This window comes from Brachybacterium sp. P6-10-X1, assembly GCF_001969445.1.
In the GTDB taxonomy this organism is placed as follows: domain Bacteria; phylum Actinomycetota; class Actinomycetes; order Actinomycetales; family Dermabacteraceae; genus Brachybacterium.
Map to the genome: position 1 here is coordinate 3,086,125 of NZ_CP017297.1, position 12,843 is coordinate 3,098,967.

10 protein-coding genes are annotated in these 12,843 nt (G+C 70.5%); 6 read left to right on the forward strand and 4 right to left on the reverse strand.

Features of this window, described 5'->3' with window-relative positions; all coding sequences use genetic code 11:
* Position 1: 1 nt before the first annotated feature.
* The 4 genes from BH708_RS13945 to iolD form a co-directional block, all read right to left on the reverse strand.
* Complete coding sequence (locus tag BH708_RS13945; RefSeq protein WP_076809582.1) at positions 2-871, reverse strand: sugar phosphate isomerase/epimerase; 870 nt, start codon at positions 869-871, stop codon at positions 2-4.
* Between the two features lie 16 nt (positions 872-887).
* Positions 888-1,820: a TIM barrel protein gene (locus BH708_RS13950; RefSeq protein WP_172805761.1), complete on the reverse strand. Its 933-nt coding sequence runs from the start codon at positions 1,818-1,820 to the stop codon at positions 888-890.
* Positions 1,821-1,911: 91 nt separating this feature from the next.
* Complete coding sequence (locus BH708_RS13955) at positions 1,912-3,411, reverse strand: CoA-acylating methylmalonate-semialdehyde dehydrogenase (protein WP_076809584.1); 1,500 nt, start codon at positions 3,409-3,411, stop codon at positions 1,912-1,914.
* Between the two features lie 147 nt (positions 3,412-3,558).
* Entirely contained in the window at positions 3,559-5,469 is a 1,911-nt protein-coding gene (iolD, locus tag BH708_RS13960; RefSeq protein WP_076809585.1) for a 3D-(3,5/4)-trihydroxycyclohexane-1,2-dione acylhydrolase (decyclizing), read from the reverse strand.
* Positions 5,470-5,867: 398 nt separating this feature from the next.
* On the opposite strand from iolD, the gene BH708_RS13965 reads away from it, so the two are divergent.
* The 6 genes from BH708_RS13965 to BH708_RS13990 all read left to right on the forward strand — a co-directional run bounded on the left by BH708_RS13965 (position 5,868) and on the right by BH708_RS13990 (position 12,773).
* On the forward strand, positions 5,868-7,478 hold the full coding sequence (locus BH708_RS13965; protein WP_076809587.1) for an MFS transporter: 1,611 nt from the start codon (positions 5,868-5,870) through the stop codon (positions 7,476-7,478).
* Between the two features lie 185 nt (positions 7,479-7,663).
* On the forward strand, positions 7,664-8,857 hold the full coding sequence (locus BH708_RS13970) for a Gfo/Idh/MocA family protein (protein ID WP_076809589.1): 1,194 nt from the start codon (positions 7,664-7,666) through the stop codon (positions 8,855-8,857).
* Positions 8,858-8,940: 83 nt separating this feature from the next.
* Positions 8,941-9,945: a sugar phosphate isomerase/epimerase gene (locus BH708_RS13975; RefSeq protein WP_076809591.1), complete on the forward strand. Its 1,005-nt coding sequence runs from the start codon at positions 8,941-8,943 to the stop codon at positions 9,943-9,945.
* A gap of 196 nt (positions 9,946-10,141) precedes the next feature.
* The gene (locus tag BH708_RS13980; protein ID WP_076809593.1) at positions 10,142-10,531 is read left to right on the forward strand and encodes a tautomerase family protein; all 390 of its coding nucleotides are present in this window, start codon (positions 10,142-10,144) and stop codon (positions 10,529-10,531) included.
* Between the two features lie 317 nt (positions 10,532-10,848).
* Positions 10,849-11,874, forward strand: a complete 1,026-nt coding sequence (iolC, locus tag BH708_RS13985) for a 5-dehydro-2-deoxygluconokinase (RefSeq protein ID WP_076809595.1) — start codon at positions 10,849-10,851, stop codon at positions 11,872-11,874.
* A complete protein-coding gene (locus BH708_RS13990) occupies positions 11,871-12,773 on the forward strand; it encodes a deoxyribose-phosphate aldolase (protein ID WP_076809597.1) in 903 nt (300 codons plus the stop codon). Before iolC ends, BH708_RS13990 begins: the two co-directional genes overlap by 4 nt.
* Positions 12,774-12,843: the final 70 nt, after the last annotated feature.

Below are 12,843 nucleotides of genomic sequence, written 5' to 3' on the forward strand. Positions count from 1 at the left end.
CTCACTCCCCGTCGAACTCCGCGAGCAGGCGCTCGCGCATTCGCACGTTGATCGCGTCGGCCTCCTCCTCCCAGCCGAACACGCACACGGACATCGGCCCGTCGTACTCGCGCTCGCGCAGGTAGGTGAAGGCGGCGTCCCAGTCGATCTCGCCGCGACCGATCTCGTTGTGCTGGTGGATGCGGGCGTCGGCCCCGGGCGGGTTCATGATGTAGCGGTTGCCGACGTTCGCGGTGTGGTCGAAGACGTCCGCGATGTGCAGGTGCCGCAGGCGATCCCCGGCGTGGTCCATCATCTCGCGCGGGTCCCGGGCGCCTCGGCCCAGGTGGTACGCGTGCGGGAAGCAGAACTCGTAGTTCAGCCAGTCGCGGTCCACACCGCGGATGATCTGGACGGCCTGGTCGTTCTCCTCGACGAAGTCGTAGGGATGCGCCTCGATGGTGCACTCCAGACCGTACTTCTCGAAGACGGGGACCAGCTCCTCCATGGACTTGTAGAACTGGTGCTCGGAGGTGAGCGCCCGATGCGGGTCCCCGGAGAACTCGGTGGCGATCAGCGGCACCTCGAGGGCGTCGGCGATCTCGAGCATCCGCCTCCAGTTGCGCACCTGCGCCTGGCGTTCCTGCTCGTCCGGCGCGGCCCAGTCGAAGACCGGGTTGAACGACCAGATCTTCACGCCGGTGTCCGCCATGGCCTGCTTCACCTCGGCGATCTGGTGCCGGTCCACCTTGGGATAGTGGTGCCACTGGTGGAAGTCGGCGCGCGGAGACAGCTCGAGGTAGTTGAAGCCCAGCTCACGGGCCTTGTGCAGCTCGCCGGCGACCGAGAGCTGGGGGTGGTACATGGACGGGTCCAGCAGGATCTTCACCATCGGGTCGCTCTCCTTCTCACCGTACGCCGAGGCCGCACTCGGCCAGGAACTCGCGGGTGGCGATCGCGTTCGGCAGCGGCAGGCCGGGGTCGCAGGGGTAGAGGTCCTGCTCGCAGATCACGTAGAGCTCCTTGTCCAGGGCGGTGAGCTTCGCGACCAGGTCCTTCATGTCCGGCAGGCCCTTCGGCGGGCATACCGAGGCGCCCTTGGCGACGGCCTCTCCGAAGGGCCAGTCCTTCTCGTGGGCCTCCCGGGTCAGATCTGGGTCGAAGGCCTTGATGTGCACGTAGCCGATGCGCTCGGGGTACTCGTCGATCATCGCGATCGGATCCCCTCCGCCGTAGACGATGTGCCCGGTGTCCAGGCAGAAGCTCACCAGCTCCGGATCGGTGGCCTCGAAGATCGCGGCGATCTCCTCCGGGGTCTCGATGTGGCTGTCCCCGTGGGGGTGCAGCACCATCGTCAGCCCGTAGTCCTCCGTGAGCAGCTTGCCCAGGCGGTTGGCGTTGGTGACGTACCGCTTCCAGGCCTCGCCGGTGAGCTTCCGATCGTCGGTGAACTCCCAGGTCTTGTCGTCGCGGTACAGCGGGGGGAGGTGGACCATGTACTCCGCGCCGACGGCCGCATGGGTCTCGGCGATCGCCCGGAAGGTCCGCTCCGTCTCCGCCCAGGCCTCCTCCTGGTGCAGGATCCCCCAGCCGGTGCCGGCGACCACCTGGAAGCCGTGCTCGTCCATCACGGACTGCAGCTGCTTCGCGTCCTGGGGGAAGTAGCCCCAGGGCCCGGTCTCCATGACGGAGAAGCCGGCCTCGGCCATCTCCCCGAGCGCCGTGCGCCACGGGATCTGCTTCTCGTCCTCGGGGAACCACACGCCCCACTGGTCGGGGCACACCCCGATGGTGAGCTTGTCGAACGGTGGCTCGGGGTTGCGGGAACGGTCGATCGTCATGGGGACATCTCCTGCGGCACGGGACGGTGAGGGGGCAACTCCGTGATGTCGGGGCGGGACCGGCGCGGCCGACCCCGCCCCGAGCACGGGATCAGTCGTGGGTGGGGAAGCTCATCGAGGACTCGACGGTCTCGTTCTGCGCGGGCCAGCGGGTGGTGACGGCCTTCTGCCGGGTGTAGAAGCCCAGCCCCTCGGGACCGTGCGCGTGGTGCTCGCCGAACAGCGAGTCCTTCCAGCCGCCGAAGGAGTAGTAGCCCACGGGCGTCGGGATCGGCACGTTGATGCCGATCATCCCCACCTGGATCTCCTCCTGGTACCGCCGCGCGTAGTGCCCGGAGTCGGTGAAGATCGCGGTGCCGTTGCCGAACGGCGAGGAGTTCACCAGCTCGACCGCCTCGTCGAAGTTGTTCACGTGCATGACCACCAGCAGCGGCCCGAACACCTCGTCGGTGTAGGTCGGGTGCGTGCTCTCCAGGTCCGTGATGACGATCGGGCCGACGAAGTTGCCGTTCTCATGGCCCGTCACGACCAGGTCGCGGCCGTCGACGAGGATCGTCGCGCCGGCCTGCTCGGCCTCGTCGGTCATGCGGATCACGCGCTCGCGGGCGTCGGGCGTGATCACCGGGGGCATGTCGGTGCCGGGGTCGTCGCCGGGGCCGACGACGAGCTTCTCGGCCTCGGCCTTGATGGCCTCGAGGAACGGCTCGTGCGCATCGCCGACGGTGACCGCGACCGGGACGGCCATGCAGCGCTCGCCGGCGGAGCCGAAGGCTCCCGAGGCCACCTGCGAGGCGGCCGAGGCGATGTTCGCATCCGGCATCACCACGGCGTGGTTGTTGGCGCCGCCGAGGGCTTGGACGCGCTTGCCGGCGGCCGAGGCGGTGCGGTGGACGTGCTGCGCGATCGGGGTGGAGCCGACGAAGGACACCGCGGAGATCCCGTCGTGGGTGCACAGCGCGTCGACCGTGTCCTTGCCGCCGTGGACCACCTGGAAGACGCCGTCGGGCAGGCCGGCCTCCTGGTAGAGACGGGCGACGACGTTCGAGGCCGACGGGTCCCGCTCCGAGGGCTTGAGCAGGAAGGCGTTGCCGGTCGCGATCGCGATCGGGTGCATCCAGAACGGCACCATGGCCGGGAAGTTGAACGGGGTGATGCCGGCGACCACGCCGAGCGGCTGGCGCATGGTGTGCGCGTCCACGCCGGTGGAGACGTTCTCGGAGAAGCCGCCCTTGAGGTCCTGGGTGATGGAGGTGGCGAACTCGAGGGTCTCCAGGCCGCGGGCGATCTCGCCCTTCGCGTCGCCGAGGGTCTTGCCGTGCTCGCGGGAGATGTGCACGGCGATCTCGTCGGTCGCATCGATCAGCAGCTCGCGCATCCGGTACATCACCTGGGTGCGCTTGGCGAGGGAGACCTGGCCCCATGCGCGCTGCGCGGCGGTGGCGACCTCGACGGCGCGGTCGACGGTGGCGGCGTCGCCGAGGTGCAGCCTGCCGACCTCCTGACCGGTGGCGGGGTTCATGATCGGCTGCGTGCTGCCGGCGGTTCCGGCCTCCTCACGGCCGTCGATCCAGTGCTGGACGTCGTATCCCATGGGTGTTCTCCTCGGTGTGCTGAGCGGTCCGGGTGATGGTCTGCGTGGTCCCCGGCGGGCGCGGCGGGATGGCGCGGCCGGAGGTGACGGGGAGCCGGGCCGGTCCGTGCGGCCGGCGGATCCCGGGTGATCAGGAGTCTGTTCGGGTCAGAGGTAGTGGCGCTGGGGCGCCTTGTCCGCCTCGTACTCGGCCGAGGCCCGCTGGGTGGACTCCAGGCGGGAGACCTGCGGGACGGGCACGTCCCACCAGCCGTTGCCGGGCGGGTTCGGTCCGTACAGGTCGGTGTTCACCACGATCGCGGTGGCGTCCTGGGACGCCTCGGCCCGGCGGTAGGCGTCGCGGAAGTCGACGGCGCTGGAGACCTCCTGGACCTCCAGGCCGTAGGAGCGGATGTTCGCGGGGATGTCGAAGGGCAGCTTCTCCCCGTCCAGCATCCCGGTGCTCTCGTCGCGCATGCGGTACTTGGTGCCGAAGCGCTGGGAGCCGTGGGACTGGGAGAGCGAACCGATCGAGGACCAGCCGTGATTCTGCAGGATCACCAGGATGACCTTGACCCGCTCGGCGACGATCGTGGCGATCTCCTGCGGAGCCATCTGGAAGGTGCCGTCGCCGATGATCGCGACCACCTCGGACTCCGGCCGGGCCATCTTCGCGCCGAGGGAGGCGGGCAGCTCGTAGCCCATGCAGGAGTAGCCGTACTCGAGGTGGTACTGGATGGGGGAGCGGGCCTTCCACAGTGCCTGCAGGTCACCGGGCATGGACCCGGCGGCGTTGATGACGATGTCCTTCTCGCCCATCAGCTCGTTCAGAGCGCCGAAGATCTCGGTCTGGGCGGGCAGCTCCTGGTCGTGGGGCTGGAAGCAGGGCTCGATCAGCTCCTCCCACGCGGCCCGCAGGGTCTGTGCGCGGGCGGCGTGCTCGGCCGGGCTGCGGTATCCGCCCAGCGCCTCGCGCAGGGCGTCGAGGCCGGCACGGGCATCGGAGACGACCATGGTGGCGGAGTGCTTGGCGGCGTCGAAGGCCTTGACGTTGAGGTTCACGAACCGCGCCTCGGGGTGGCGGAAGGCGGTGTGGGAGGCGGTGGTGAAGTCCGTGTAACGGGTGCCGACACCGATGATCACGTCGGCCTCCGCGGCGAGGTCGTTCGCGGCATTCGTGCCGGTCGCGCCGACGCCGCCGATCGCGAGCGGGTGGTCGGCGCTGAGCGCCCCCTTGCCGGCCTGGGTGTCCAGGACCGGGATGCCGGTGGCGTCGGTGAAGGCGGCGAGCGCCGCGCTCGCCTCGGAGTAGACGGCTCCGCCGCCGGCGATCAGCACGGGCCGGCGGGCGGAGCGGATGACCTCGGCCGCGCGGTCGAGGGCGGCGGGCTCGGGAACGGGACGGGCCACGTGCCAGGTGCGCTCGCGGAAGAACTCCAGCGGCCAGTCGTGGGCCTCGGCCTGCACGTCCTGCGGCAGGGAGAGGGTCACGGCGCCGGTCTCGGCGGGATCGGTGAGCACCCGCATCGCCTGCAGCGCGGCCGGGATCAGCTGCTCGGGCCGCCAGATGCGGTCGAAATAGCGCGAGACCGGGCGGAAGGCGTCGTTGACGGAGACGTCCCCGCCGGACTCGTCCTCGAGCTGCTGGAGCACCGGATCCACGGTGCGGGTGGCGAAGATGTCGCTGGGCAGGATCAGCACCGGGATGCGGTCCACGGTCGCCAGCGCTGCCCCGGTGATCATGTTGGTGGACCCGGGGCCGATGGAGGCGGCGCAGGCGAGGGCCTGCAGGCGGTTCTTCGTGCGGGCGTAGGCCACGGCGGTGTGGACCATGTTCTGCTCGTTGCGCGCCTGGTAGTAGGGCATCGGGTTCTCGCCCTCGGCCGGGTCGGTCGCGTTCTGCAGCAGCGCCTGGCCGAGGCCGGCCACGTTGCCGTGGCCGAAGATCCCGAAGGTGCCGGGCAGGAAGCGCTCGCGCACGCCGTCGCGCTCGGTGAACTGGGCGGCGAGGAAGCGGACGAGGGCTTGGCCGACGGTGAGTCGGATCGTGCCGGTGCGGGCCGACGTGGGGTCGCTCATGCTGCCTCCGTGGTGCGCGATCCGCGGTGGGGACGGATCTCGAGGGGCACCGTCGGCCGCGAGGGACTCGACGGTGAGTTCATGGGCTCCAGCATGCCCACGCTCTCCGCGCTTGTCAATAGTTTGTCAGGACAAGATTCTTCCCGAGAGTGTGCTGGTGGGGCGTCGCTGCCTGGAGATCCGCCCGCATCGCACCTTCCGCGGGCCCGGATCTCTGTGCTAGCTTGCCGGTTAGTCAGTGAGTCCCAGACACTTAGACCGAACATTTTGCATCCATGTGGTGACACACGCATGACATGTGGTGCGTGCCCTCGGACCCCGACTCGCCGCCGGTCACCGGGCCGGCGCCCGACGCGACGAGCCCCGCTCGCGCCGGACTCACGTTCCAAGGAGGGAACATGAGCCAAGCCCACCACGCGGAACGAGCCCGTATCCCCGACCTCGTCCGCACCACCGCGGCCGCCGGCCCCAAGCGCTCGATCGGCTTCCTCGCCGTCGTCGCCTGCCTGGGCGGCTTCCTGTTCGGCTACGACACCGGCGTGATCTCCGGTGCGCTGCCCTACATGTACATGCCGAAGGAGGCCGGCGGCCTGGCCCTGACCTCCCTCGAGGAGGGCCTGGTCGGCGGGTTCCTGCTGGGCGGCTGCGCCGTCGGCGCCGTCGTCGGCGGTCGCCTCTCGGACCGCTACGGTCGCCGACACAACATCACCATGCTCGCCCTCGTGTTCTTCGTCGGTGCCGTGGCCTGCGCCCTCTCCCCGAGCCTGTGGGTGCTCTACCCGGCGCGCTTCGTCCTGGGCCTGGCCGTCGGAGGCGCCTCGACCACCGTGCCCGTCTACCTCTCCGAGACGGCTCCCAAGGAGCAGCGCGGCATGCTGGTCGCGGTCGACCAGCTGATGATCGTCACCGGCCAGTTCGTCGCCTTCGTCATGAACGCCCTGATCGCCTCGATGCAGGGCGGCCCCCGGGCCGTCGTCGCCGAGGACCCCTCGGGCACCTACGAGGCCGGGGAGTCCATCTCCTGGTCCCTGCTGTCCGGCATCGGCGGCGTGGCCGTCTCCGACGGCAACGGGCACGCCTGGCGGTGGATGCTGGTGCTCTGCTCCATCCCGGCGATCGCCCTGTGGCTCGGCATCCGGATGATGCCCGAATCGGCCCGCTGGCACATCGGCCGCGGCGAGCTCGTCACGGCGATCGCGAACCTCAAGCGCGTGCGCGTCGAGGGCAGGCACGACGTGGCCGTCGAGATCGCGGAGATGGAGGCGAACCGTCGCGCCGAGGACAAGCGCGAGAAGCTCAGTCTCCGGGCAGGGCTGCGGGTCCCCTGGCTGCGCTCGATCATCATCTTCGGCGGCGTCTTCGCGATCCTCCAGCAGCTCACCGGTGTGAACACGATGATGTACTACGCCCCGAAGGTGCTGATGGCCGCCGGCTTCGACGCCCAGGCCTCGATCGTCCTCAACGTCTTCACGGGGGTGGCGTCCGTGATCGGCTCGGCCGCCGGGCTGCTCGCCCTGCGCCGCTTCGGCCGACGCCAGGTGCTGCTGGTGGGCCAGACGATCCTGACGCTCTCGCTGATCGCGATGACCGCGATCTTCCTGTTCGGCATCCATCCGTACCTGACGGCCGACGGGGCGGTCTCCGAGGACGTCCCCGGCTTCGTCCCCTACCTCGTGGTGGTCGTGATCGTGCTGTTCATGCTGGGCATGCAGTCCGGCCCCGGCCCGGTGATGTGGGTGATGCTCTCGGAGATCTTCCCCAACGCCATCCGCGGCGCGGCCAACGGCTTCGCGGTGATGATCCTGTGGATCGCGAACCTGGTGGTCACCGTGACCTTCCCCGTGATGATGTCCGGGCTCGGCCCGGTGGCGACCTACGGCATCTTCGCCGCGATCAACATCGGCGCGGTGATCTGGTATTTCGTGCGCATCCCCGAGACCAAGAAGTTCACCCTCGAGCGCATCGAATGGGAGTTCCGCGAGGCCGGCGGCGTCATCCGCCTGCGCTGAGCTCTCGCGCCGAGTTCCCGCGCCGAGTTCCCGCGCCGATGAGGCGCCGATGAGGCGCCGATGAGGTCTGACGCGTCGTTCTCGACCCCTCATACCGACGCGTCAGACCGTCTCGACGCCTCCTGTGCCCCGCACCCCCACCTGAACCCCGCACCACCTCACCCCTTCCCGGGAAAGGACCTGACATGACCGCAGCACCTCTGTCCGTGGCCGTGATCGGCGCCGGCATGGCCGGCAGGACCCACGCCAACGCCTGGCGCCAGGCCGGCACCGTCTACGACCTCGGCCTGCCGCCGGTCCGGCTCGCCGCGATCGCCGACGCCCACCTGCCCTTCGCGGAGGACGCCGCCGCCCGCTACGGCTACGAGAAGGCCGTCGGCGACTGGCGCGACGTCGCCGAGGACGACTCGATCGACATCGTCTCGATCGTGGTCGGCAACGCCCTGCACCGGGAGATCGCCGAGGCCATGGCCGCAGCGGGCAAGCACGTGCTGTGCGAGAAGCCGCTGGCCGGCACCCTCGAGGACGCGGAGGCGATGGCGGCGCTGGAGCAGGAACATCCCGACCTCGTGCTGGCCACCGGCTACACCTTCCGCCGCAACGCGGGCGTCGCCATGCTCGCGAAGCTCGCCGCCGAGGGGTCCCTGGGGCAGATCGCACACCTCGACGGCCGCTACTGGTGCGATTACGGGGCCGACGAGAACGTGCCCATGGCCTGGCGCTACAAGGGGCCGATGGGCTCCGGGGCGCTCGGCGACGTCGGGTCCCACCTGGTCGACTCCGCCGAGCTGATCCTCGGCCCCGTCGTCGAGGTCTCCGGCGCGCAGCTCGTGCAGACCATCGCCGAGCGTCCCGTCGCCGGCGGCGCCGTGGCGGGAGGACGCGGGGTCGCGGCCTCCGCCGGCTCCCCGAAGGAAGCGGTGGAGAACGACGACGTCGCCACCTTCACCGCCCGCTTCGCCTCCGGGGCGGCCGGCACCTTCTCCGTCTCCCGCGTGGCCCATGGCCTGCCCAACTACAAGGCGCTGACCGTGCTCGGCACCGACGGCACCGCGAGCTGGTCCCTGGACCGCACCGGCGAGATCCAGATCGCCGACGGCTCCTCGCCCCAGGGCCTCGGCGGCATGCGCCAGGTGCTCGTGAACCCCGAGTTCCCCTACTTCGGGAACGGCTCCTCGATGGCCTTCGGCGGCGTCGGCCTGAACCAGATCGAGCAGTTCACCTACCAGGCGCACGCCTTCCTGCAGCAGGTCGCCGGGATCACCGAGGGCGCGCTGCCGCCCTGCGCCACGTTCGCCGAGGGGCACCGCCAGATGCGTGTCCTGGACGCCGTCGCCCGCTCCGCCGCCGACGGCGGCCGTGCCATCTCGATCGACTGATCCGGCCGCCGGGCCCGGTGGCCGCGCCATCCGGACCCGTCGGCCGCCCGGCCCGGAGCAACCCGCTGAAAGGACCCTCACCCATGACCTTCACCTACGGTGCCTACACCGCCTGCCTGCAGGACCGCACCCTCGATGAGGCGCTCGACGTCCTCGCCTTGGCGGGCCTGCACGGGGCGGAGATCAACACGGGCGGGTTCATCCCCGCCCCCCACGCGCACGTCGACGCCCTGCTGGGCAGCGAGCGGGCGCGGCGGGAGTACCTGCGGGTCTTCGAGGACAAGGGGATGGCGCTGACCGGTCTGACGGTCTCCGGCAACCCGCTGTCCCCGCTGCCCACCGAGGGCATCGGGCATGCCCATGACCTGCGCCGCACCATCGAGCTGGCCGGGAAGCTGGGCGTGCGCGACGTGGTCGCCATGTCCGGCACCCCCGGCACCGATGCGGGCGCGCGCTACCCTGCCTGGATCGTGAACCCGTGGAACGGCATCGACCTCGAGATCCTCGAGTACCAGTGGTCCGTCGCCGTCCCGTTCTGGCGGGAGATCGACGCGCTCGCCCGGCAGCACGACGTGCAGATCGCCTTCGAGATGCACCCCCGCAACCTGGTGTTCTCCCCGCCCACGTTCGAGCAGTTCCTGGACCGGGTCGAGCCGACGAACATCGGCGTGAACCTCGACCCCTCCCATCTGTTCTGGCAGCAAATGGAGCCGATCGACGGCATCGAGCGCCTCGGCGCCCACATCACCCACGTCCACGCCAAGGACACCGCGGTGCTCCCCGGCGCGGCGACCCGCGGCGTGCTCGACACCGCCTTCGACCCGGTCCCCGAGGATCCGGCCCTTCGCACTCCCACCGGCATCGGGCACCACTGCTCCACGTGGCCGGCCGATCCCGCCTGGCGTTTCGTGGCACTCGGGGAGGGGCACGACGTGGACTACTGGACTCGATTCCTCACAGCGCTGGCCGCGGTGAACCCTGACCTGCACGTCAACATCGAGCACGAGGACGCCGCCTTCGGCCAGGTCGAGGGTCTCGAGCGCGGGGCGCGCACCCTGCTCGCCGCCGCCGAGCGCGCACGGGTGTGAGGCGAGCCGGCCGCGGTTCGCGTCCTGCCCTGCACGCCGATGACGTCCGACGCGTCGCTCTCGGCCCCTCATACCGACGCGTCAGACCGTCTCGACCGCCTACCGCGAACCCACAGCACCCACGTCGCCTCCCGGAGCACCACCGCCGCACCCACACCGCATCCAGGGCTCGCAGAGCCCGGACAAGGAATCGATCATGCCCCTGGTCCGCATCACCCAGCAGGACGTCCGCACCCCGGCGCAGGCACGCCAGATGGCCGACATCGTCCAGGACGTCATGCTCGAGCTGTTCGCCGCCCCGCCCGGGGACCGCTACCAGATCCTCGAGACCCTGCCCGTCGGCTCGATCCTCGCCGAGGACACCGGGCTCGGCATCGAGCGCAGCGACGGCGTGGTGATCATCCACGTCACCCAGCAGGGCCGCAGCACCGAGCAGAAGCAGGCGGTCTATGCCGCGCTCGCCGACCGCCTCGCGGCGGCGGACCTGGTCCGGCCCGAGGACCTCATTCTCTCCGTGGTCCACAACGACCGCGAGGACTGGTCCTTCGGCCACGGACGGGCACAGTTCCTCACCGGCGAGCTGTGAGCGCTCTTCGCGCCGAGCAGCTCCGAGCAGCCTCACCCCGGGCTCTCCGAGCAGCCTCCCACCGGCGCCCTGAACAGCCTCCCCTCGGGAGCCCCGAGCACCTCCCGTCGGGCCCCCGACCCCCGCGGGGCGGCCCGACCACCCCTGCGGGGAGCCCCGACCACTCTCGCGGGGAGTTCTGGGCACCCCCGAACATATTCGACAGTTTGTCTGGACAAAGAAGCGCAAGCATGGGACGATAGGACCATCGAGCGGCACGACCCAGCGGAACACCCCTGGTCACCGCCCGGATTTCGACGCAGAGAGGCTCTGAGATCATGGCAGCACCCGACCTCGACATCATCACCTTCGGTCGCAGCGGTGTCGACATCTACCCCTTGGAGATCGGCAAGGGCCTCGAGGACATCTACAGCTTCGGCAAGTTCCTCGGCGGCAGCCCCACCAACGTCGCCGTCGCCGCCGCGCGCCTCGGCCACACCCCCGCCGTGATCACCGGCGTGGGGAACGACCCGCTCGGCCGCTATGTGGTCCAGGAGATGGAGCGCCTGGGCGCCTCCGGCCGGTTCGTCGTGACCGACGACGAGCTGAACACCCCGATCACCCTGTGCGAGATCTTCCCGCCGGACGACTTCCCGCTGTACTTCTACCGCCGGCCCAGCGCCCCGGATCTGCAGGTCGCCCCCGAGCACCTGGACCTCGACGCGATCAGAGAGGTCCCGCTGTTCTGGTTCTCCGGGACGGGGCTGTCCGAGGAGCCCAGTCGTTCGGCGCACTTCGCGGCGCTGGAAGCCCGGGGCCGCACCGCCCACACCGTCTTCGACCTCGACTACCGGCCCATGTTCTGGGACTCCGTCGAGGACGCCCGCGCGCAGTACCGCGAGGCGCTGGCGCACACCACGGTCGCCGTCGGGAACAAGGAGGAGTGCGAGGTCGCCGTCGGCGAGACGGAGCCCGAGCGCGCGGCCGACGCCCTGCTCGAGGCCGGCGTCGAGATCGCCATCGTCAAGCAGGGCCCCAAGGGCGTGCTCGGCAAGACCCGCGAGCACCGCGTGGAGGTCGCCCCGAATCTCATCGAGGTCATCAACGGTCTCGGCGCCGGAGACAGCTTCGGCGGCTCCCTGTGCCACGGCCTGCTGGCCGGCCAGGACCTGGAGACCATCCTGACCCGCTGCAACGCCGCCGGCGCGATCGTCACCAGCCGCCTGGAGTGCTCCACCGCCATGCCCACCTCCCAGGAGATCGACGCGCTGATCGCCGGCGAGGACCCCAATCACGGCCGGACCGTCGACCAGATGCTCAGCGCCCTGCGCAACCGCGGCGTCACCGAGGAGGAGACCGCATGAGCACGACGACCGGAACCGGCTTCGTCAGCACCTACGAGGAGGTCACCCGCGTCCGTCTGGAGGACCCGGGCCGGATCGCCCGCCTCGCGGCCACCCGTCGCCGCCGCACCGTCGCCGACACCGACGGCACCATGATGGTGATCGCCGCAGACCATCCCGCCCGCGGCGCCCTCGGCGTCGGCAGCCGCCCGCAGGCGATGGCCAGCCGCCGTGAGCTGCTGGACCGCATGCGCGAGGCGTTGGCCGTGCCCGGGGTCGACGGGGTGCTCGGCACCGCCGACATCCTCGAGGACCTGCTCCTGCTGGGCGCTCTCGAGGACAAGATCGTCTTCGCCTCGATGAACCGCGGCGGCCTGCAGGGCAGCTCCTGGGAGATCGAGGACCGCTTCACCGCCTACGACGCGTCCGCCATCGCCGCCTCCGGCTTCGACGGCGGCAAGATGCTCACCCGCATCGACCTCGACGACGACCGCACCTCCTTCATCCTCGAGGCCAGCGCGCAGGCCGTCACCGACCTGGCCCGCCACGAGCTGATCGCCATGGTCGAGCCGTTCCTGTCCTCCCGCCCCGGCGGCGGGAAGATCGTCAACGACCTCACCCCCGAGGCGGTCATACGATCCATCCACATCGCCCAGGGCCTCGGCGCCACCAGCGCCTACACCTGGCTGAAGCTGCCGGCCGTCGAGGACATGGAGCGGGTCATGGACGCCACCACGCTGCCCGCCCTGATCCTCGGCGGCGACCCCGCCGACGACGACCCCGGCACCCTGCGCGCGACCTGGAAACGGGCGCTGGACCGACCCAACGTGCGCGGGCTCGTCGTCGGCCGCACCCTGCTGTATCCCGCGGACGACGACGTCACCGCCGCGGTGAGCGCGTCCGTGGACATGCTCCGCTGAGCCGCCCGCGGGGTGTCGCCGGTTCTGCGTCGTCGACCGGCCGCGTCGGTCGGCCCCGTCGGCCCACCTC